Source organism: Superficieibacter sp. (genome assembly GCF_032071645.1).
GTDB lineage: Bacteria > Pseudomonadota > Gammaproteobacteria > Enterobacterales > Enterobacteriaceae > Superficieibacter.
This window is the reverse complement of the sequence record NZ_DAMAPU010000001.1, coordinates 176,457-196,667: the sequence shown is the minus strand read 5'-3', so window position 1 is coordinate 196,667 and position 20,211 is coordinate 176,457. Positions and strand designations below refer to the sequence as shown.

Annotated in this window: 21 protein-coding genes; 10 read left to right on the top strand and 11 right to left on the bottom strand. The window is 52.2% G+C overall.

Annotated features, from left to right (window positions below; genetic code table 11):
- Nucleotides 1-266: 266 nt before the first annotated feature.
- The 8 genes from tcyN to RT197_RS01020 form a co-directional block, all read right to left on the bottom strand.
- Nucleotides 267-1,019 carry an L-cystine ABC transporter ATP-binding protein TcyN gene (gene tcyN / locus RT197_RS01055; RefSeq protein ID WP_312946427.1) on the bottom strand — a complete coding sequence of 251 codons (753 nt, stop codon included), beginning with the start codon at nt 1,017-1,019 and terminating at the stop codon, nt 267-269.
- Nucleotides 1,016-1,684 carry a cystine ABC transporter permease gene (tcyL, locus tag RT197_RS01050; RefSeq protein WP_312946425.1) on the bottom strand — a complete coding sequence of 223 codons (669 nt, stop codon included), beginning with the start codon at nt 1,682-1,684 and terminating at the stop codon, nt 1,016-1,018. Before tcyL ends, tcyN begins: the two co-directional genes overlap by 4 nt.
- A gap of 20 nt (nt 1,685-1,704) precedes the next feature.
- Nucleotides 1,705-2,691, bottom strand: coding sequence for a D-cysteine desulfhydrase (gene dcyD / locus RT197_RS01045; protein ID WP_312946423.1), 987 nt, complete (start codon nt 2,689-2,691; stop codon nt 1,705-1,707).
- Nucleotides 2,692-2,788: 97 nt separating this feature from the next.
- On the bottom strand, nt 2,789-3,589 hold the full coding sequence (tcyJ, locus tag RT197_RS01040) for a cystine ABC transporter substrate-binding protein (protein WP_312946421.1): 801 nt from the start codon (nt 3,587-3,589) through the stop codon (nt 2,789-2,791).
- An 87-nt stretch (nt 3,590-3,676) separates the two neighbouring features.
- Nucleotides 3,677-4,228 (bottom strand): flagella biosynthesis regulatory protein FliZ, encoded by a 552-nt coding sequence (gene fliZ / locus RT197_RS01035; RefSeq protein ID WP_312946418.1) that lies wholly within the window; start codon nt 4,226-4,228, stop codon nt 3,677-3,679.
- A 64-nt stretch (nt 4,229-4,292) separates the two neighbouring features.
- Complete coding sequence (locus tag RT197_RS01030; RefSeq protein ID WP_312946415.1) at nt 4,293-5,012, bottom strand: RNA polymerase sigma factor FliA; 720 nt, start codon at nt 5,010-5,012, stop codon at nt 4,293-4,295.
- A 160-nt stretch (nt 5,013-5,172) separates the two neighbouring features.
- Nucleotides 5,173-8,658, bottom strand: coding sequence for a methyltransferase regulatory domain-containing protein (locus tag RT197_RS01025; protein WP_312946414.1), 3,486 nt, complete (start codon nt 8,656-8,658; stop codon nt 5,173-5,175).
- 149 nt (nt 8,659-8,807) lie between these two features.
- A complete protein-coding gene (locus RT197_RS01020) occupies nt 8,808-9,833 on the bottom strand; it encodes a flagellin (RefSeq protein ID WP_312946411.1) in 1,026 nt (341 codons plus the stop codon).
- Between the two features lie 288 nt (nt 9,834-10,121).
- Here RT197_RS01020 and fliD point away from each other — a divergent pair, with 288 nt between their 5' ends.
- The 4 genes from fliD to amyA all read left to right on the top strand — a co-directional run bounded on the left by fliD (nt 10,122) and on the right by amyA (nt 13,939).
- Nucleotides 10,122-11,564 carry a flagellar filament capping protein FliD gene (gene fliD, locus RT197_RS01015; RefSeq protein WP_312946409.1) on the top strand — a complete coding sequence of 481 codons (1,443 nt, stop codon included), beginning with the start codon at nt 10,122-10,124 and terminating at the stop codon, nt 11,562-11,564.
- Between the two features lie 9 nt (nt 11,565-11,573).
- Complete coding sequence (gene fliS, locus RT197_RS01010) at nt 11,574-11,984, top strand: flagellar export chaperone FliS (protein WP_312946406.1); 411 nt, start codon at nt 11,574-11,576, stop codon at nt 11,982-11,984.
- Nucleotides 11,984-12,349, top strand: coding sequence for a flagella biosynthesis regulatory protein FliT (fliT, locus tag RT197_RS01005; protein ID WP_312946404.1), 366 nt, complete (start codon nt 11,984-11,986; stop codon nt 12,347-12,349). Before fliS ends, fliT begins: the two co-directional genes overlap by 1 nt.
- 66 nt (nt 12,350-12,415) lie before the next feature.
- Nucleotides 12,416-13,939: an alpha-amylase gene (amyA, locus tag RT197_RS01000; RefSeq protein ID WP_312946402.1), complete on the top strand. Its 1,524-nt coding sequence runs from the start codon at nt 12,416-12,418 to the stop codon at nt 13,937-13,939.
- A gap of 48 nt (nt 13,940-13,987) precedes the next feature.
- On the opposite strand, the gene yedD is transcribed toward amyA, so the two are convergent.
- The gene (gene yedD / locus RT197_RS00995) at nt 13,988-14,470 is read right to left on the bottom strand and encodes a lipoprotein YedD (protein WP_312946400.1); all 483 of its coding nucleotides are present in this window, start codon (nt 14,468-14,470) and stop codon (nt 13,988-13,990) included.
- A gap of 202 nt (nt 14,471-14,672) precedes the next feature.
- Here yedD and yedE point away from each other — a divergent pair, with 202 nt between their 5' ends.
- The 5 genes from yedE to RT197_RS00970 all read left to right on the top strand — a co-directional run bounded on the left by yedE (nt 14,673) and on the right by RT197_RS00970 (nt 18,739).
- Nucleotides 14,673-15,884 carry a selenium metabolism membrane protein YedE/FdhT gene (gene yedE, locus RT197_RS00990; protein ID WP_312946398.1) on the top strand — a complete coding sequence of 404 codons (1,212 nt, stop codon included), beginning with the start codon at nt 14,673-14,675 and terminating at the stop codon, nt 15,882-15,884.
- Complete coding sequence (gene yedF / locus RT197_RS00985; protein ID WP_312946396.1) at nt 15,881-16,114, top strand: sulfurtransferase-like selenium metabolism protein YedF; 234 nt, start codon at nt 15,881-15,883, stop codon at nt 16,112-16,114. Before yedE ends, yedF begins: the two co-directional genes overlap by 4 nt.
- Before the next feature lie 95 nt (nt 16,115-16,209).
- Entirely contained in the window at nt 16,210-16,752 is a 543-nt protein-coding gene (locus RT197_RS00980; RefSeq protein WP_312946394.1) for a TetR/AcrR family transcriptional regulator, read from the top strand.
- On the top strand, nt 16,749-17,882 hold the full coding sequence (locus RT197_RS00975; protein WP_312946392.1) for an MFS transporter: 1,134 nt from the start codon (nt 16,749-16,751) through the stop codon (nt 17,880-17,882). Before RT197_RS00980 ends, RT197_RS00975 begins: the two co-directional genes overlap by 4 nt.
- 692 nt (nt 17,883-18,574) lie before the next feature.
- The gene (locus RT197_RS00970) at nt 18,575-18,739 is read left to right on the top strand and encodes a YnfU family zinc-binding protein (protein ID WP_312946390.1); all 165 of its coding nucleotides are present in this window, start codon (nt 18,575-18,577) and stop codon (nt 18,737-18,739) included.
- Nucleotides 18,740-18,969: 230 nt separating this feature from the next.
- Here the strand turns inward: RT197_RS00970 and RT197_RS00965 are convergent, their stop codons facing one another.
- On the bottom strand, nt 18,970-19,185 hold the full coding sequence (locus RT197_RS00965; RefSeq protein WP_312946389.1) for a cold shock domain-containing protein: 216 nt from the start codon (nt 19,183-19,185) through the stop codon (nt 18,970-18,972).
- A 303-nt stretch (nt 19,186-19,488) separates the two neighbouring features.
- Between RT197_RS00965 and cspH the strand changes: the two genes are divergently transcribed.
- Complete coding sequence (gene cspH / locus RT197_RS00960) at nt 19,489-19,701, top strand: cold shock-like protein CspH (protein WP_312946388.1); 213 nt, start codon at nt 19,489-19,491, stop codon at nt 19,699-19,701.
- A gap of 95 nt (nt 19,702-19,796) precedes the next feature.
- Here cspH and fliE read toward each other — a convergent pair whose 3' ends face one another.
- Nucleotides 19,797-20,108: a flagellar hook-basal body complex protein FliE gene (gene fliE, locus RT197_RS00955; protein ID WP_312946385.1), complete on the bottom strand. Its 312-nt coding sequence runs from the start codon at nt 20,106-20,108 to the stop codon at nt 19,797-19,799.
- Between the last annotated feature and the right edge of the window lie 103 nt (nt 20,109-20,211).

The window sequence follows — 20,211 nt, the reverse complement described above, 5'->3', positions numbered from 1 at the left end:
GCGCGGGATGATTGATATTTCAGCGTAAATGCCAAACGGGTGAAAGGATAATCTTATACGCAGAGGGGTTATGCGCTTAATGTTAATCCATCAGTCAGACTTAAGTTAAATTTCCATTCGAAGGGTGATAACCCAAAGGCCATCCTTTGCAATCGTCTTCAGGCAATCTGCAAGCCAACCCGTTGTATATAAAAGTAAAGATCGTTAATTTACATCGCTAAATAAGCCTCGCGCATCCGCTGCCCTGTGGATGCGCGGGAGAGAGCCTAACGGCTGAGGAATTTTTCGAGGAACTGCCGGGTGCGCGGCTGTTGCGGGGCAGTAAACAGCGTTTTTGCATCGCCCTGCTCAACGATGCGTCCCTGATCCATAAAGATCGCCCGGTCCGCCACGTCGCGGGCGAAGCTCATTTCGTGGGTCACAATCACCATGGTGCGCTTCTCCAGCGCCAGCTGGCGGATGGTGTTCAGTACTTCTCCCACCAGTTCAGGATCGAGCGCCGACGTAGGCTCGTCAAAGAGGATCACATCCGGGCGCATCGCCAGCGCGCGGGCAATCGCTACCCTTTGCTGTTGCCCACCGGAAAGCCGTTTCGGGTAGCTGTTTTCTTTACCCACCAGTCCGACCTTCGCCAGCAGCTGCCGGGCGCGAGCGGTGGCTTCCTGTTTGTTTTCACCTTTGACGATCACCGGGCCTTCGATGATATTTTCCAGCACGGTGCGATGCGGAAACAGATTAAAGCTCTGGAAGACAAAGCCCACATGCTGACGCAGACGGCGAATATTATCCTTTTGCTTGCCGAGCGCACGCGCGGTGTCAACGGTAATATCGCCCACCCGGATGGTGCCGCCCTCTGGCTGCTCCAGCAGGTTGATACTGCGCAGCAGAGTGGTTTTACCGGAGCCGCTGGGACCGATAATCGCCACTACTTCCCCCTCTTCCACCTCAAGGTCGATACCGTGCAGCACCGTTTGCCCGTGAAATTTTTTCAGCAAATTTTTGACTTCAATGGCGCTCATTTTGGATCTCGCTCCTGACGGTTTAACCGATGCTCGAAGTGGTTTTGCAGGCTGGACAGCACCGTCGCCATCACCCAGTAAATCAGCGATGCCGCCAGATACATGGTGAACACCTCCAGCGTGCGCGAGGTAATCAGCTGTGCCTGACGGAACAGTTCCGGCACCTGGATCGTCGCGGCCAGAGAGGTGTCTTTCACCAGGCTGATAAAGCTGTTGCCCAGCGGCGGCAGCGCCACCCGCGCCGCCTGCGGTAAAATCGCCCGCCGCAGGGTCTGGTAAGGCGTCATGCCGATACTGGCGGCTGCTTCCCACTGCCCTTTGTCGATAGACGAGATAGCCGCACGCAGCGTTTCAGACGTATACGCTGCGGTATTCAGGGATAAACCAATCATCGCCGCCGGGATCGGATCCAGCTCAATGCCAAACTGCGGCAGCCCGTAATAAATCATAAACAGCTGGGCAATCAGCGGCGTGCCGCGAAAAATGGAGATATAAAAGCGGGCCAGCCAGCGCACCACTCGCAGCGGCGACATGCGCATTAACGCGAGGATAAAGCCCAGCAGCAGGCCGAAAAACATTCCGCCAATACTCAGTTGCAGGGTAAAGACCGCCCCTCGCAGCAGGAAAGGGGCGGAATCGACGATCAGTTGTAGACTCTCTTGCATTATGGTCAGTAGCCTGATGGTTAGACGTGCGGATGATAGGCGAACAGCGCAGGCGCGCCGCCGGTATGAACAAATAAGATCGGGCCATCATCCCTGAAGCGGTTCTGGCTGATGCCGTCAATCAGGCCCGCCATCGCTTTGCCGGTATAAACCGGGTCCAGTAAAATCCCTTCCAGCTGCGCCAGCAGTTTGACCGCTTCCTGACCTTCTTCATTCGGCGTGCCGTAGCCGGGAGCAAAATAATCATCCCAGAGCGTAATTTGCGCCGAGGCGGTCAGTTCCAGACTTTGCGCGATGGCCTGTTGCAGCGTAACCACCTTAGGCAATTGATCGGCGACTTTACGTGACACCGTCACTCCAATCAGTTCGGCTTCCGGCATTAATTGCTCCAGCCCCACCGCCAGCCCGGCGTGGGTTCCTGCGCTGCCGGAAGCCACCACCACCGACGAGATATTGACCGCGCCTTCGCACTGCTGGGCGATTTCCAGCGCGCTCTCCACATACCCCAGCGCACCCAACGCATTCGAGCCGCCAACCGGAACACTATAAGGACGAAAACCCTGCGCTTCGAGGCGGGTCGCCAGTTCGCTAAGCTGCTGGTCAGGGTTATCCAGGGCATCGCACATTTCCACCTGTACGTTAAACAGATCCAGCAGCAGCCGGTTGCCGTTTGTCAGATAATTTTCCGCGCGGGTGCCAATCGGATTTTCCAGCAGCGCCACGCAGTGCAGACCTAATTTTGCCGCCACCGCCGCCGTCTGACGAACGTGGTTTGACTGGATCGCGCCTGCGGTGATGAGGGTATCAGCCCCTTCGCGCAGCGCATCTGCCGCCAGGAACTCCAGCTTGCGCAGTTTATTACCGCCCATCGCCATCGGGGTGACGTCATCGCGCTTGATGAAAATTTCGCGTCCCAGGTGATCGGACAGACGCGGCAGGTATTCCAGCGGCGTGGGCGCGCCGATCAGTTCCAGACGGGGAAAGCGGGTTAAGTTATGCAGAGACATGTAACCTCCTGACGAATTTCTTTTTATTATGCACGCTGCGGGCGAGAAATAAAAAAAAGGCGCTGGTATCAGCGCCTCATTGTGGATCGGTGCAGGCTTATTGAGTCACGTCAGCGCCGAACCATTTTTCGGAGAGCGCTTTCAGGCTGCCGTCTTTCTGCATATCGGCAATCGCACCATCCACCGCTTTCAGCAGGTCGTCGTTGCCTTTACGCAACGCCACGCCCGCTTCCTGACGGGAGAAGGCTTCGCCGGTCACCGCCAGCGTGTTGTTGGTTTTCTTCACCAGGTCCAGCGCTGCCAGACGGTCGACCAGAATGGCGTCAATACGGCCTACGCGCAGATCCTGGTATTTTGTCGGATCGTCATCGTAGGTGCGGATATCCACGCCCTGTACGTTCTGACGCAGCCACTCTTCATAGTTACTGCCGAGGCCCACGCCCACTTTTTTGCCTTTCAGGTCTGCCGCGCTTTTGATCTGCGCTTCAGCGCCCTTCTTCACCAGCGCCTGAATACCGGAAATGGTGTACGGCGTGGAGAAATCGTATTTCTTTTTGCGCTCGTCGGAGATGGTGACCTGGTTAATCACCACATCAATACGTTTGGAGTCCAGCGAGGCCAGCATACCGTCCCATTTGGTCGGCTTGAGGGACGCTTTCACGCCCAGATGCTGCGCCAGCTGTTCGGCAAATTCCACTTCAAAACCGGTCAGTTTGCCGTCATCCCCCTGAAAGCTGAACGGCGGATAGGTGCCTTCCAGCCCTACCAGCAGGGTGCCGCGTTCTTTGACTTTATTCAGCAAACCCTCATCGGCGAAGGTTTTCGCGCTAACGCCTGCCATCAATGCTACAGCCATCGCGCCCATCAGCGCCTGACGACCCAGAAGTGCTAGTTTCATATTTGCCCCAAAAGTAGAAAAAACTGATTGTAATGTAAGGCGTTAGCGTTTAATCGCAAATACCTGTCCGCTACAACTTATTCACTTTTAATATATATCACAAACTTCAGGTTGCGCGAGCGCCTGCGTATCAGCCAGCGGCTGCCAGGACTGGAACTGCACATATTTACGCAGGGCGATGCGATAGTTATTGGTGCTGGTGGTCGGCAGCCAGGGCTCGAGATTTTCATCAAGATAGCCCTCTTTCAGCAGCGACCGGGAGATATGCTGTTCGTTCAGATGCGCGCCGAGACGACGCAGACGTACCACGTATTCGCGCACGGTGCCGTGGCTCATGTCGGTATGATCGAAGAGATATTGCTTGAAACCGAGGATGTCAAAATAATCGCTCTGCGTTTTGCAGTGGAGATCGCCACAAAAGCGGCATAACGCGACCCAGTTTTGCTGTTCACGCTGCCAGGTCTCGTCATCAATTAACGTATCGAGACGCGAGATGGCAATTTTGTTGACGATTTCGCCCGCCCGGACCAGCGTGATGCGGTCGAGCAATTTTTGGCAGTGGGCGCAATGCGTCTGGCTGTGTTTAAAATCCTTCAAATAGCGGCTTAAAGGCCGTCTTTTAACCTGCTGCACCGTCATGATAACTCCTGGTTGTCATTGCATTGTGCGGCACTTTTTCAGGCGCGGTGAATTCACCGCAAGCCTATAACTTACCCAGGCGGCTCCTCAGACGTTTAATGGCCTGACTGTGCAACTGGCTGACCCGCGACTCGCCGACTTCAAGGACCGCGCCGATCTCTTTGAGATTCAGCTCTTCCTGGTAGTACAGCGTCAGCACCAGCTGCTCGCGTTCCGGGAGGGCTTCGATAGCCTCCATCACGCGCTGGCGCAGATTGCTGTCCAGCAGTTGCTGGAGCGGGTTTTCGCGTTGATGTTCATCAGACACCAGCTCGATACCATCACCGTGCTCTTCATGCCATTCATCCCAGGAGAAGAGCTGGCTGTTATTGGTATCCAGCAGCATCTGACGATAATCTTCAACCGCAATGCCGAGATGCTGCGCAACTTCGGTTTCCGTTGCGTTACGTCCCAGCGCCTGTTCCAGTTGACCCATTGCCTGCGCCACTTCACGCGCGTTGCGCCGAACGCTGCGCGGCACCCAGTCGCGACTGCGCAATTCGTCCAGCATCGCCCCGCGAATGCGTTGCACTGCGTAAGTTGTAAATGCCGTTCCTTGCAGAGCATCATATCGTTCAACGGCATTTAATAACCCAATGCCACCCGCCTGAAGCAGATCGTCCAGTTCCACGCTCGCTGGCAAGCGCACCTGAAGGCGCAATGCTTCATGACGCACCAGAGGTACATAACGCTGCCATAGCGAGTGTTTATCCATTACACCTTCAGCGGTATAGAGTGAATTCACGATAAACAGCCCTGCGTTAATTGAGTTATCGGCATGATTATCCGTTTCTGGAGGGCTTTTAATCGGATGAATAGTGGGTGAAATGGGGGGTTATTTAGGTTGTTAGACTGAATGAAGGATAAACGCAGAGTGAAAATTTTCACTCTGCGCCTTTTACGCTTTAAGCACTCGGGTTCTGTTTTCCAAACTGGTAAATATCACCGACGGAAAAACTTTCTGGCTCCTGGCCATCACAATAACGCTGCCAGCATTGACGAAGCATTTGCTCAACATACTGGGCGATCAGATCCTTTTGATTATGCTCTATTTGCATCCGGCTACGCAGACTCAGACGTATCGCATTAAGCTCTTCTAATTTTGAGGTCCAGCTAACGGCTTTCGCAATATATTCCTCTTTACTGTACGCAACAAAATCAGGTAATCCTAATGAGTACATAATTGATGCCCCCTGACGGGAGACCAGTGTCTCACCTGCCAGCGACACCGTAGGCACCCCCATCCAGGCAGCGTGACTGGTGACCGTGCCGCCGGTAAACGGGAACGTATCAAGGATTAAATCGACGTCGTTGTGCGATTGCAAATAGCCCTGCATATGCGTCGCTTCCCGCAGCGTAATACGCTCTTTCGGGATGCCACGGGTTTCCATTTTATGGGTGATTTCAGGCCACATTACTGTCGCCATATTGGCGATAATAAAATGTGCCGAAGGCACTTCAAGCAGCACTCTCGCCCACACATCGAGAACCTCATCGTTCACTTTGTTTGGTCGGTTAAAACTGGCAAAGGTGAAATAACCTTTCTCAAGCGCCGGGAGAGAATTAATGGATTGATTCTCTTCTTTACTGCTGAAATTACGCGGCAGCGAAAGATAAATTAATTTCTCCGTAAACTGCGCTTCCAGCACCGGATCTGCCGGAACCGGGAAAATGGTGGCGTAATAATCCATCGTCGACAGGCCCGTCGTCGCATGATAACCCACCCAGGAAATTTGTACCGGAGACGGTTTTAACGCAAAAGTCGTCAATCGGTTATAGCCCGTATGCCCGGCGAGGTCGATCAGGATGTCAATTTCATCTTGCTTGATAATTTCAGCGAGTTCTGTCGCACTGGTGTGCAGAATTTCTCGCCATTTATCGGCTGACTTTTCGAAACGATCCGTACCTTCATTACGGGCATAGGATGGCGCACTATTGTAGGCATAAAGTTCGAATTTCGAACGATCGAGCGCATCCCAGATTGGCGTAAAGAAAAAGCTTACCGGGTGATTATCCCGGAAGTCACCGGAGACGAAACCAAGACGTAGCTTACGGTTGGCATCTTTATTTAGCGGATGATAACCACTGAATTTTTGTTGCCCGGCCCAGTTCATCGCGCCTTCACCAAAACTCAAATGGCAATCCAGAATTTCTTTAGCCGTAGATTTAGCGCTGTGCGTAAGGGTAAAAGCCAGCCCACCGAGGTTACCAAAATCAGCATACTGGTTTCTGATCGACTTTTTCAAAAACGCAATGCCTTCATCCGTTTTGGCCTGTTCACAAAGGCAACTCCCCAGCAGGCCGACCATTTGACGGCTTTCGGGTGCCAGTTCCACGCCGGTGCGGGCGCAGTATTCGGCACGCTCAAAGGTTTTACTTTCTTTATGCAGAACGCCGAGCAAATACCAGTCGGGAGAACTTTTGCGATCGCAGCGTAAAATGGCTCTGGCGAGTCTTCCGGCGGCCCAGGACATCCGGTTCTCATATAGCGCCATAGCCAGTTCGGAATAAATAAACAGGCTGGTTGACTGGAATGAGAGCATTTTGCATAGCGCAAGAATCGCCGATTCATTAAGCACCACGCGCTTATAAAAACGGTAGAGATAATAATTACCGCTAAAGGTACGGCTTAGTTCTTCATAATGCTTAGCAACGTGTTCAATCGCATCGGTATTATCGCCTTTAATCAGGATTTTATTGGTAGAAATGACCAGGGCTTTATCAACAGATTCAGAAACATCATCGTTGCCATCGCGACGCATTTTTTTGGCCAGCGTTTCATACGCATGGGTATAAAAGCCGCCAGCCGAACGGTCGCTGGAGAAAAGCAGCAGCGAGCAGGCTAAACGTGCGCTGTGGATCAATTCCGCTTCAGCGATAGTTTTTTGATAGTAATGTTTCCATGCCAGCACTGAGCCGGTAAGAAGTCCTTTGCGGTGCAAATTATCGAGCAACTCAAAGTTATTCGCCGACACAGTGTGTACACCACTAAGCAATTGCTGGCGCTCTTCGTCATTAATCGTCACAACTTCGTGCCAGGGGTTCACTAACGTCGTGGTAGCGGCTCGGGCATTAAGCTGGGCGATAATAGCAGGCGCGGTGACAATCTCGTGCTGTTCGCTACGGGAATAAATGTCAGCCTCGCGCTGATAATGTAATCCCGCAATATTCTTTTTAAACAGCGCCTTGAGCGATGCCATAACCCGATCTTCATGCAGCGCGTCTGAAATAAATTCAGGATCGTCATCTGGCAGACGGGTATGGAAAACGAGCTGTTCAAAACTCAAACTGTATGGCCATGCTTCACCGAGAAGATCGAGGATATTAAGCGTGGTGATATCTTCGGTGGCAACCGGTGTTCCATCCTGCGAAGCAACGACATTCGGCACGGAGCGAATATGATGAGAAAGCCGTCTGAAACTGCCTGAAAAACGTAATTCGCGCAGGCGCTGATAATTAACATTATCTTCAACGACCGGCGTATCGGCCTGCAATTTAACAAGGCTAAAGCGACGATTACGATTTATGGCAATGTCCAGGTACTGCTGAGCCAGCACCTTACCGCTGCCTGCGGAGATGGCCTGCCACTGTTCCGTGATTTTCTCATCATAAAAATCTGCATGTTCGCTGGCTGGCTGTAAATCGCCCACGTAGCTAAGCCCCATATTTTCCAGCCGGGTATTGAACTCAACGAGATAACTGGCTTCGTTTTTACCCTCCAGAAAATAATGACTCAGCATGTCATCTGAAATCTGCCGGGCATTCTTATCCGTGTTATCGATGTAGCTTTTAAAGATGCTTTCATTGTGGGTAATCTGATTGACCCATGACAGCATTTCACGTGAGCGATGTATTTGTTCCTGCCAGCTATTCGCCATCCCGCTGTGGATTTGCACGGCATCGCGCAGCATATCCATCAGTTTCGCCCCAGGCTGGCAGGACCAGTCGATCGCCATAACGCCCTGCGGGGTGAGCATTTGTTTGCATAGCAGGAGTACAGCGTCAGTGACATCATTTGCCAGCATAGAAAATGAATTCTGGATAACAATATAATCAAACTTACCCAGGTTGCTTTCGAACAGGCTATCAAGCGAGGCAGAATATAAATGAAGATTATCGGGCCCCTGGGCTAAAACATTCTGCAGGTCAACGGCATTAACTTCCGTGGCAAGTTCAATCCCGGTGAATGAGGCATAGGGAAACGCGCAAGAAGTGGTGAGTAGCTCTGTTCCATCGCCACAACCCAGTACAAGAACAGAGGCGTGCTGAACCTTTGCAGTCTCCAGACCATAAAGCCATGCCACGGCACGAATATGCTCAACCGAACTGTATATTCTTTGCTTTTTGATGCTGGAATTGTCCTGCTCATCGTTTTTATCATTAACTGCCATATGTCGAACCTGTTCATGTACCATGTTGCCAAATTATCAAAGTTTGTCTCTGTTAATTCGGCGAGAAACCGGGCATTTTTATCGCTATTCGGTTTATGTAAGCCATAAAAAAGCCAGCCCGAAGGCTGGCTTGTGTAAAGCAAGAGAGATTAACGCAGCAGAGACAAAACAGTCTGCGGAACCTGGTTTGCCTGAGACAGAACGGAAGTGCCCGCCTGCTGAAGGATCTGCGCACGGCTCATGTTAGAAACTTCAGTTGCGTAATCCGCATCCTGAATACGAGACTGTGCAGCGGACAGGTTAGTCACGGTGTTGTTCAGGTTAGAGATAGTGGATTCAAAACGGTTCTGAATCGCACCCAGATCTGAACGCTGGTTATCTACTGCTTTAATCGCGGCATCAACATCGCTCAGGACGTCAGAAGACAGCACGTCAAAACCACCGTCCAGGACGTTTACAGAACGGGAATCAGTACCCACGTTGCTCAGGGTCAGGGTGCCAGCGCCGGTCAGAGTACCGGTGGTGTTGGTCAGCGTCAGAGTTGCGGTAGAGGCAGTACCTGCGCCCAGTTGGGTAGACGTTGCAGTCTCGAAAGAAGACGTTACGCCTGCAGCCGTTGCGAATGCCTGAGTACCGGTATCGGAACCCACACCGTTTGCGCCCAGTTTGTTCCAGCCGGAGTTAGCGTTGATGCTGATGCTGATGCTTTCGTTATCGTTGGCACCGACCTGGATTTTGATATCAGAACCCGTTGAGTTCTGGGACAGGATTTTGCTGCCGTTGAACTGGGTCTGCTGTGCAACACGGTTGATTTCCAGCAGACGCTGGTTAACTTCAGACTGGATGGAGTCGATGTCAGAAGCAGAGTTAGTACCGTTCTGCGCCTGAACAGACAGCTCACGAATACGCTGTAAGTTGTTGTTGATTTCGTTCAGGGAACCTTCAGCGGTCTGCGCCAGAGAAATACCGTCGTTGGCGTTACGGGAAGCCTGAGTCAGACCTTTGATGTTAGAGGTAAAACGGTTGGAGATCGCTTGACCCGCTGCATCGTCTTTCGCGCTATTGATACGCAGACCTGATGACAGACGCTCGATAGCTGTGCCCAGTGAAGATTGAGATTTATTCAGGTTGTTCTGAGTAGTCAAGGACAACAGGTTAGTATTGATAACTGCCATGATATTTTCCTTCAAAAATTGGGTTTAGGTTCGGTGCCTAACACACACGGCGTCTCTCACCGTCCCTACAGATATCGGCACCTGTTTTGCCAACTTTAGAAAAAAAACAAAAAAATTGATCTCCCCTGCAATGAATGCCGATCTTTCCTTTATCTAAAACTCAATGCCTATATTAGCTTTAAATCCTGTTAGCTATTCTGACGATCGTTTTAGCCAATTTTGCGTAAACTTTTTGCCCGTAGTGCCGATAACAGACCAGAACTACTATCGAATCGAAGGAATAGCTTAATGGCAACAATCAGTAATCTCGGTGTAGGCTCGAATCTGGATCTGACAACTCTTTATAATTCACTGGAGTCGGCCGAGCAAACCAAACTAACAACGATTACCACGCAGCAAAGCACTTATCAGGCACAGCTTAGCGCTTATGGAAAATTGCAAAGCTCGCTGCAAAGTTTGCAAACGGCCACGGCGGCATTATCAAAATCAACAAGCTGGAACTCGACGTCCGTCACCAGTAAAAATGACGCGTTCACCGCCACGACCACCAGCGCCGCCGCAGTAGGATCTTTTACGGTTAAGGTTGAACAACTCGCTAAACCGCAGGTATTAACCTCAGCGGCTGGTGCCATTGATAGCAACAGCAAAAAACTGGGTGGAGAAACAGAAAATGGTACGCGCACGATAAGTATCACGCAGCCTGATACCAAAGAGCCGTTAACCATCACCTTAAAAGATTCTGAAACGACGCTTGATGGGATTGTCAGCGCGATAAACAAAGCGAACGGTAACGTCACGGCAAGCGTCGTCAAAGCGAAGGACGGTGATTATCGCCTGATGCTGAGCTCGAAATCGTCCGGTACGGACGCCAGCATGACGGTCGACGTAAGTGGCGATGATACGCTACAGGCACTGATTGGTTACGATTCAACCACCAAAACCGGGGCGATGACGGTACAGACTACCGCGCAAAATGCGAAGTTTGTGGTCAATGATATTGCGGTAGAAAGAAGCAGCAACACGGTTTCAGATGCGCTTTCGGGCGTCACCTTCACGCTAAAAACAGCGGGCGGCGCGAGCGAAACGCTGGATGTTACCCGCGCCACGGACACCAATAAAACGGCCATTAATAACTGGGTGACTGCCTATAACTCGCTTCAGTCCACCATTGCCTCGGTGACGAAATATGTTGCCGTTGATAAAGGTGCCGATAGCCAGTCGACCAATAATGGCGCGCTGGTGGGTGACAGTACCGTTCGCAGTATTCAGTCGCAGCTACGTGGCTTATTGACCGACGTTCAGTCCGGCACCTACGGTATTTTAGCGCAGGTGGGCGTGAGTCAGAACCCGGTCATCGGAACGGATGGCGCAACCGGTACGCTGAAAATCGACAGTGATAAACTCACCAAAGTATTAACAGAAAACCCGGATGCGGTTCAGGCTTACTTTGTGGGAGACGGTAAAACCACCGGTCTGGCCACAAAAATGAATACCACATTAACGAACATGCTGAGCACCGATACTGGCAAAAGCGGCGCAATTCAAAACGCGAAAGACGGTATCAACAGCACGCTGAAAACGTTGAGTAAACGCTATGATGCTATGGAAACGTCCATTGAAACGACCATGGCGCGTTACAAGGCGCAATTTACCTCTCTGGATACGTTGATTAATAAACTTAACAACACGGCCAGCTATTTGACTCAACAATTTAGTACATCAAGTAGTTAAGGAAATTCTATGTATACAAACAATGCTGTAAATGCCTACCAACAGGTAGGTCTGGAAACCGCCGTTATGAGCGCGAATCCGCATCAGCTAATTGTTATGCTATTTGATGGGGCACACAGTGCCCTAATCCGGGCCAGATTATTTCTGGAGCAAGGTCAAATGGTTGCAAAGGGCGAAGCCTTATCAAAAGCGATTAATATCATTGATAACGGTTTAAAAGCAGGGCTGGATATGAACGTCGACAGCGATCTCCCCGCCAATCTTGCTTCCCTTTATGACTACATGATACGCAGATTGCTCATGGCAAATCTGCACAATGACGCGGATGCCATCGCAGAAGTCGAAGGTTTATTAGCCAATATTGCTGATGCATGGAAACAGATCAATCCGACAGCGCAGATTGCCCAGGTGCCGGTCTGATGAACAATAATCTCACTCCATCGCTTAAAAATTGGCATGTTTTGCATACGCTGAGTCTCACGATGTTACAGCTTGCTGAGGCTGGCCAGTGGGATGAATTAATTGAACATGAAGTTAGCTATGTTCAGTTAGTTGAAGAAATTGCCAATAACCCGATCTCGGCGAGTAATAAATCGCAATTTGAACAGGGGCGCTTCATCCTTGAACAAATCCTTTCAAATGAAGCACAATTGAAACAGCTTTTGCAGGAAAGAATGGCCGATCTTCGCCATCTCATCCATCAGTCGGGAAACCAACTGTCAGTAACAACAACCTACGGAAATATGTCAGGGAATATTCTTTTTCCTAATAATTCAGAAGCATGATCCACAGAATTCACATTCATCATCCATACTCCAGATGTCAGCTACATGACTTCTGGAGCACGGAAGATGAAAAACCCCACGTTGTTGCAATGTTTTCACTGGTATTACCCTGACGGCGGCAAGCTTTGGCCGGAAATAAAAGAGCGCGCGTCTACGCTCAATGATATTGGCATTAATATGATTTGGCTCCCCCCGGCGTACAAAGCGGCATCGGGCGGCTATTCGGTGGGTTACGATAGCTACGATCTGTTCGACCTGGGCGAGTTCGATCAAAAAGGCGCGGTGGCGACCAAATATGGTGATAAACAGCAGTTGCTGGAAGCCATTGACGCATTGCGACAAAACGACATCGCGGTTTTGCTGGATGTGGTGGTGAATCACAAAATGGGGGCCGACGAAAAGGAGCCTGTGCAGGTGCAGCGGGTTAACGAACAGGATCGCACGCAGATTGATGATGAAATCATCGAATGCGAAGCCTGGACACGCTACACCTTCCCGGCACGTGAAGGAAAATATTCACAGTTCGTCTGGGACTACAAATGCTTCAGCGGGGTCGATCATATCGAAAACCCGAATGAAGACGGCATCTTTAAAATTGTTAACGACTACACCGGCGATGGCTGGAACGATCAGGTCGATAACGAAATGGGTAACTTCGATTACCTGATGGGCGAAAATATCGATTTTCGTAACCGGGCGGTGACGGAGGAGATCAAATACTGGGCGCGCTGGGTAATGGAGCAGACGCAGTGCGACGGTTTTCGTCTCGACGCGGTGAAGCATATTCCGGCCTGGTTCTACAAAGAATGGATCGACCATGTGCAGGAAGTCGCGCCGAAGCCGCTGTTTATCGTAGCGGAATACTGGTCGCACGAAGTGGAGAAATTGCAGCACTACATCGATCAGGTGGAAGGCAAAACCATGCTTTTCGACGCCCCGCTGCATATGAAATTTCACGAAGCCTCATTGCAGGGCCGTGATTATGACATGACGCAAATCTTCACCGGCACGCTGGTGGAAGCCGATCCGTTCCATGCGGTGACGCTGGTCGCTAACCACGATACCCAGCCGCTCCAGGCGCTGGAAGCACCTGTGGAAGCCTGGTTTAAGCCACTGGCCTACGCGCTGATTTTACTGCGTGAAAACGGCGTACCCTCGGTGTTTTACCCGGATCTGTTCGGGGCCAGCTATGAAGACACCGGCGGTGATGGCAATACTTACCAGATTGAAATGCCGGTGATCCACCAGTTGGGCGAGCTGATTCTGGCGCGCCAGCGCTTTGCTCATGGGATTCAGACCCTGTATTTCGATCACCCCAACTGCATCGCCTTCAGCCGCAGCGGCACCGATGAGGATGCGGGCTGCGTGGTGGTGATGTCGAACGGCGACGACGGCGAAAAAACCATTGAGCTTGGCGAAAACTACGGCAATAAACGCTGGCGTGATTTCCTGGCGAATCGGGAAGAAATTGTTGAAACCGACGAAAACGGTACGGCCACCTTCTTGTGCAACGGCGGCAGCGTCAGCGTATGGGTGCTGGAGGACGTGCTGGACATGATGCCTGAGGTCGATATCGATCTGGAGCTGTAACGTCAAGGACAGGCCCGGTGCGCGACGTCACCACCGGGCCGTTTAACGTCAGATAATGCGTTTTTCTTTTTTAGGTTTGCTCTTCGCAGGGGCTGCTTTTTTGACGACCGGTTTGGTTGCCGCATTACTCACCGCCAGCGGATTTTTCGCCAGATAATCCGCGCACTCGGCGGTCGGTTTATCCACGCGGTGCAGCGTCATACCGGCATATTCCAGCGCTGCGCCATCACGCTCAAGGCCGTAAACCTCAAGTTTTTGGGTGACGTTATAATAGTCATCCGAGCGCTTCATCAGCTTACCCGGCAGCGCAATCACCCGCTGCCACTGGCGGCAGTCCAGCGTGTCGCCCTGCGGGGTGACAATCAGGCTGGCAATCGCTTCGGGGCTGACCAGCTTGCTTTGTGGACCGGTTGACTGCCAGTATCCGGTAAGTTCAGCGGGAGCAGGCGTTTTTACCACTTCGTCATAATTCTCGACCTGCGCACAACCCGTTAGCGCCAGCATCAGGCTGGCAAACGCTATTTTTTTCATCATCTATCCTGCAACGAACAAAAAAACATTGTGGCATTAAAGCGTTAAGCCTGCCAGCCAATCACGGTCGCAGTATAAATTGATCCGGTCGAGGTTTTCCCGCTTTTTTATTCGTGTAATTTATCATTTCACGTAATATCGCCTCTCTTCCGCCCTCTTCGCGGCGCTGGATACCTCCTTCTGAGTTCAGAGGCACTTAACCATGACCTGGCAACACTTCAAACAGGCTTACCTGATCAAATTCTGGGCACCTGCCCCCGCCGTTATCGCAGCGGGGATCCTCTCCACCTATTATTTTGGCATTACCGGCACTTTCTGGGCCGTCACCGGCGAATTTACCCGCTGGGGCGGACAGCTTCTCCAGCTGGCGGGCGTTCATACCGAGCAGTGGGGATATTTTAAACTCATTCATCTGGAAGGCACTCCCCTGACCCGCATCGACGGCATGATGATCATCGGCATGTTTGGTGGCTGTTTCGCCGCCGCGCTGTGGGCCAATAACGTCAAACTGCGTTTTCCGCGCAGCCGCATTCGCATCCTTCAGGCGGTGGCCGGTGGGATTATTGCCGGGTTTGGCGCGCGTCTGGCGATGGGCTGTAACCTGGCGGCGTTTTTTACCGGTATTCCGCAGTTCTCGCTGCACGCGTGGTTCTTCGCCCTGGCGACAGCGCTCGGCTCATGGTTCGGCGCACGCTTTACCCTGCTGCCGGTGTTCCGCATTCCGGTGAAAATGCAGAAAGTGTCCGCCGCCTCGCCGTTGACCCAGAAGCCGGAACAGGCGCGTCGCCGCTTCCGTCTGGGAATGCTGGTCTTTGTCGGTATGCTCGGCTGGGGGCTGCTGACGGCGATGAATCAGCCGAAGCTCGGCCTGGCGATGCTGTTTGGCGTGGGCTTTGGTTTACTGATTGAGCGCGCGCAAATCTGCTTTACCTCGGCGTTTCGGGATATGTGGATCACCGGGCGCACCCATATGGCGAAGGCCATCATTTTCGGTATGGCGGTCAGCGCCATCGGCATTTTCAGCTACGTGCAGCTTGGCGTAGAACCGAAAATCATGTGGGCTGGCCCCAACGCGGTGCTTGGCGGGCTGCTGTTTGGTTTTGGCATCGTGCTGGCGGGCGGCTGTGAAACCGGCTGGATGTACCGCGCGGTAGAAGGCCAGGTGCATTACTGGTGGGTGGGCCTCGGCAACGTTATCGGCTCTACCCTGCTGGCGTACTACTGGGACGATCTCGCGCCCACGCTTGCCACCCAATGGGATAAGGTCAACTTACTGAACACCTTCGGCCCGCTCGGCGGCCTGCTGATGACCTACGCGATGCTGTTTATCGCGCTGATGCTGATTATCGGCTGGGAGAAACGCTTTTTCCGCCGCCGCAATCTGACCGTGACGTCCATTAAGGAGACCGCATGAAAAGCTGGATACCTGACTACCGTCTGGATATGGTCGGCGAACCCTGTCCCTACCCGGCCGTCGCTACCCTGGAAGCCCTGCCGCAGCTGAAAAAAGGCGAGATCCTCGAAGTGGTCAGCGACTGCCCACAGTCGATCAACAACATCCCGCTCGACGCCCGCAATCACGGCTACACGGTGCTGGATATCCAGCAGGACGGCCCCACAATCCGCTACTTAATTCAAAAGTAAGCATCAAGGCCGGAGAGCAATCTCCGGCTTTTTTTATCGTGGCATCCACTAAATAGTTTTTTGCAAAAGTAAAACGATCGGTTTACTTTTAAAAGATGCAAAAGAGAAACGATATCCTTCAGGCCGCCGAGCGGCTGTTTTATGCCAACGGCTTTCACGCCACCAGCACCGATCGCATCTGCGAGGAAGCGGGCGTCTCAACCCGCACCCTGTACCGCCATTTTCCCTCACGCGAGGCGCTCACCGAAGCCGTGATGCACCATCGTCAGCAGCGTTTTTTTGCGGACCTGCTCGCGGCGGACGATCCCCAGGCGATAAGCCAGCTCTTTGCCGTTCTCGCGCAGTGGATGCGGGAATACGGCGCGTCGGGCTGTTTTTTTCTCAAGGCCTGGGGCGAGTATGCCGGTGAAGAGGCGCATCTTGCGGCGCTGGCGCTGGATTTTCGCTATACCCTGCGCGGCTATATCAGCGCCTGCACAGGCCACGCGCGGGGCGAACATCAGCAGGCCGTTGCCGATGCGGTCTGGATGCTGTTCGAGGGGGCGATCACCTCCGCCCTGATTATCGGCCCCGAGGCTGCGCAACATGCTGGCGCGGCGGCGCGGCAATTACTGGCAGGCGGCGGAGATCCATCATGAAAACCTCCCTCGCGCTGGGGATCGCCGGATTTTCCCTGATTGCCGTTACCTATGGCATGGCGCGATTTGCCTGGGGTCTGATGCTGCCGGACGTGGCGCAGGCGATCCCTTTTAGCTCGCGGCTGGCGGGCGTGCTCTCGGCCTGTAGTTTTGCCGCCTACTGCCTGTCGATTCTCGCCGCCCCGCTGCTGGCCCGCCGTTTGGGTTCCCGTTTGCCTGCGGCAGCGGCGGCGCTGTGTGCGGCGGCAGGTCTGGCGATCCTTGCGCTGGCCGTGTCGCCACTGATGCTTGGCGTCGGGCTGTTCATCGCCGGACTCAGCCCCGGTCTGGCGTCGCCCTCTCTCGCCGATGCGGTAAGCCGACTGATTGCTGAACGCCGCCAGTCACAGATGAATACGCTGATTAATGCCGGGACGGGCGCGGGAATTATTCTCTCGGTGCCGGTGCTGTTTTATCTGCCGGGTGGCTGGCGCGCGGCGTGTGGCGTATTTGCCGTTCTGGCGCTCGCCTGCCTGTTCCCGACGCTGCGCTGCCTGCCCGCAGGCGCATCCACCCACCATGAAGAACAACCCGGATGCGGCGATTTTCTCAACCGGCCCATGCTACGCCTGACGCTGATCGGACTTATCAGCGGCGCGGCCAGCGCGGCATGGTGGAGTTTCGGCCCGCAGATACTGCACCAGCAGCTTCATGCCGCTAACAGCACCGTCAGTACGCTGTGGCTGATTAGCGGCGGCGCGGGGATCCTCGGCGTGTTAGCCGGGCCTGCCGCCTCGGTCATCGGGTTGAGGCAGGTTTACCGTCTTTCCCTGCTGGGTATGGCTGTTCCGTTACTGCTTCTTGCCGTGAGTCAGCACGTCAGCGGATGGCTTTACCCCGCGGTCGGACTGGGAGGACTGGGTTATATTACGCTTTCCGGGGTGCTGCTGGTCTGCGGCGCGCAGGCGGTGAAACGTTCCCCGGCGGGCGGCGTTGGCGTGGTGTTTTTTATGCTCGCCGCCGGACAGGTAATCGGATCGGTAATTTTCGGCCTGCTCTGTGCCCAGGCCGGGGCAGTAGTCGCCCTGCTGGCCTTCGCTGGTTGTGCGGCAGCGATGCTGCTGGTGGTGCCGGAGACAGAAAACCGCTGACAAATCTTTTCACATTCATGGCGCAATTAAACCGGGTATAAAACAACGCACTACAGAAAGTTCAGTCTGAATCGCGCATAATTTAATAAATTCAAAAATATTCTTGTTTCTTTCTGTTCAGTAAAGGCGCACAGTCATAGCAGAAGTGAAAATGTTTTCGCTTCGCTGCCACAAATAAGTCGTTTTTAATGTCCTTACGATGTGTACCTGTCATGCTACAACCTGGCCCACTTTTGTACAATTTATCGGGCATCGCTTATATAGCGTGATACAGAATTAAAAATGACAGAAGGATAACGCATGAATATGTTACTGATTTTATTTCCGCTGGGCGGAATATTAATATTTATTACAGTCTTAGTCGCGTTGGCACGGTTAGGTGTTGCCATCTCTAACAACCCGGATGAAAATTAAACGAAGCGGCGCTGAAACAAGCCGAATCTCTTGCCGCCCTGCGCGGAAATTTCCCCTGTAATTTACTCAACTGAAATCAGAGTCTGCCGGGCGCGTTCCACGCGTGACAGCCCGCAAACCCTGCCCAAACCAGACCGTTATCCGGTCTTGTTCATTCCTCCCCACGGTCATGAAGCGTCAACGCGATTAACAATTAACGACAAGATTATTAAATCAATGCGAGCTATTTGGCGGCAAACCACGTATGGTTGTCGGCCATTTATCAGGAAAAAATATCTATGCCAGGACGTAAAGATTCTAAAGCCCGTCGCAATCATCTCGTAAAATGTTCTTGCCCTGACTGCGCTCAGCTGTCAGAACACAGTTTTACACGCGTGCAAAAAGGCGCACAGCTTATGTGCCCGCACTGCAATAAATTATTCCTTCCTTCGCAAACAATGTAGCGCGCAAACACCACGTTTTAGCTGGCTTGTGGCTTTCCGGGGCGATGTTATGACGTGTAATGCAGCAGAAGACCCGCCTGTTAGCGGGTTCTTTATATCATGCGGAGCGTTGAAGCGCGGATAGTCGGGGATCGCGTGGCTATCCGGGAGTGCGTTTAAACTATCATTGCTGGCTGACGACGCTGGCTTTCACCGTCCTGGTATTAGCAGCCACGGGAAATTAAAAATCATTAATCGCGCAGCACGACGTTAGCTGCGGCCGGGCCTTTATTACCACTTTCAATAGAAAACTCAACCTTCTGACCTTCAAATAAGGTATTGAAGTCTTCTCCCTGCAATGCAGAAAAATGTACGAATACATCTTTACTGCCATCAAGCGGAGAAATAAAACCAAAACCTTTATCACCGTTAAACCACTTTACTAAGCCAATTATTTTAGCGGACATCTGAATTTCCTGTTTTTACGCCTTTCGGCAGGCAGGGTTTGTTTTACAGAAAACACTTAGCATTGAACGAGTAAACTCAAAAAAAGGGGATATCAGCGATAGCGCCTGGTGATGAGAACGGCTATAGTAAAATGTTCAGATGAGGTCTGTATTCAAACCGACATTCTCATTAATGCACATATATTATAATTAAGCAATGTTTATTTTGGCGGGTCTGAATACGGGTGGCAGGAAAATATAATGCTGGCTATTAATACAGTGCCGTGTATAGTGGCGCTGAATTTTAAATATTAAGGTTTCTATTTGTCCCGAAAAATGACAGGCATCGTCAAAACGTTTGATGCCAAAAGCGGTAAAGGCTTCATTACCCCATCGGATGGTCGCAAAGATGTTCAGGTCCATATTTCCGCATTATCACTTCGTGAATCGGAAATTCTAAGTCCAGGCTTACGCGTTGAGTTTTGTCGAGTCAACGGTCTGCGGGGGCCATGCGCCGCAAACGTCTATCTTTCCTGAATCACCCTTCCTTAGCATAACGCACAGATTATCGAGCTTGCCCTGTTCTGCATTTCAGGTTCGATATCAACAAGCTCTGCTCTGCGTTAAAAAACCTACACCTGCATCGACATAATGTCCTGATAGGCGGCAATCAACTTGTTACGCACCTGAATGCCCATTTGCAGCGACACCGAAGATTTTTGCAGATCGGTCATCACGTCATTAAGCGCCACGCCCGGTTCGCCAATGGCAAACTTTTCCGCCTGCACCCGCGCCGCGTTTTGCGTGTCGCTGATACGGTCTATGGCGGCGTGAAGCTGCCCGGCGAAGCCCGTTGTCGGCTCATTCTGCACGCTCTGATTGCGCGCTACGCTTGCGGTCGCCTGTAATGCGCTAAGGACGCCTTCGATACCCTGGATAGCCATTTTCACCCCACAGAAAGTTAACGCGGTGAGATTACCAGCTTGTCAATGGGATAAAGGCGCTAAATAACGTAGAAAAAACAGGTTATTTCAGCCATAGAAAATC

Excerpts from the sequence above, each read along its gene's own strand:
- RT197_RS00975 (WP_312946392.1), top strand. The coding sequence starts at position 16,749 with ATGAAAACCTCCCTCGCGCTGGGGATCGCCGGATTTTCCCTGATTGCC.
- tcyL (WP_312946425.1), bottom strand. The coding sequence starts at position 1,684 with ATGCAAGAGAGTCTACAACTGATCGTCGATTCCGCCCCTTTCCTGCTG.
- fliE (WP_312946385.1), bottom strand. The coding sequence starts at position 20,108 with ATGGCTATCCAGGGTATCGAAGGCGTCCTTAGCGCATTACAGGCGACC.
- RT197_RS00965 (WP_312946389.1), bottom strand. The coding sequence starts at position 19,185 with ATGTCCGCTAAAATAATTGGCTTAGTAAAGTGGTTTAACGGTGATAAA.
- tcyJ (WP_312946421.1), bottom strand. The coding sequence starts at position 3,589 with ATGAAACTAGCACTTCTGGGTCGTCAGGCGCTGATGGGCGCGATGGCT.
- yedF (WP_312946396.1), top strand. The coding sequence starts at position 15,881 with ATGAAAAGCTGGATACCTGACTACCGTCTGGATATGGTCGGCGAACCC.
- yedD (WP_312946400.1), bottom strand. The coding sequence starts at position 14,470 with ATGAAAAAAATAGCGTTTGCCAGCCTGATGCTGGCGCTAACGGGTTGT.
- RT197_RS00980 (WP_312946394.1), top strand. The coding sequence starts at position 16,210 with ATGCAAAAGAGAAACGATATCCTTCAGGCCGCCGAGCGGCTGTTTTAT.
- dcyD (WP_312946423.1), bottom strand. The coding sequence starts at position 2,691 with ATGTCTCTGCATAACTTAACCCGCTTTCCCCGTCTGGAACTGATCGGC.
- amyA (WP_312946402.1), top strand. The coding sequence starts at position 12,416 with ATGAAAAACCCCACGTTGTTGCAATGTTTTCACTGGTATTACCCTGAC.
- fliS (WP_312946406.1), top strand. The coding sequence starts at position 11,574 with ATGTATACAAACAATGCTGTAAATGCCTACCAACAGGTAGGTCTGGAA.
- tcyN (WP_312946427.1), bottom strand. The coding sequence starts at position 1,019 with ATGAGCGCCATTGAAGTCAAAAATTTGCTGAAAAAATTTCACGGGCAA.
- yedE (WP_312946398.1), top strand. The coding sequence starts at position 14,673 with ATGACCTGGCAACACTTCAAACAGGCTTACCTGATCAAATTCTGGGCA.
- RT197_RS01020 (WP_312946411.1), bottom strand. The coding sequence starts at position 9,833 with ATGGCAGTTATCAATACTAACCTGTTGTCCTTGACTACTCAGAACAAC.
- RT197_RS00970 (WP_312946390.1), top strand. The coding sequence starts at position 18,575 with ATGCCAGGACGTAAAGATTCTAAAGCCCGTCGCAATCATCTCGTAAAA.
- RT197_RS01025 (WP_312946414.1), bottom strand. The coding sequence starts at position 8,658 with ATGGCAGTTAATGATAAAAACGATGAGCAGGACAATTCCAGCATCAAA.
- fliT (WP_312946404.1), top strand. The coding sequence starts at position 11,984 with ATGAACAATAATCTCACTCCATCGCTTAAAAATTGGCATGTTTTGCAT.
- fliZ (WP_312946418.1), bottom strand. The coding sequence starts at position 4,228 with ATGACGGTGCAGCAGGTTAAAAGACGGCCTTTAAGCCGCTATTTGAAG.
- fliD (WP_312946409.1), top strand. The coding sequence starts at position 10,122 with ATGGCAACAATCAGTAATCTCGGTGTAGGCTCGAATCTGGATCTGACA.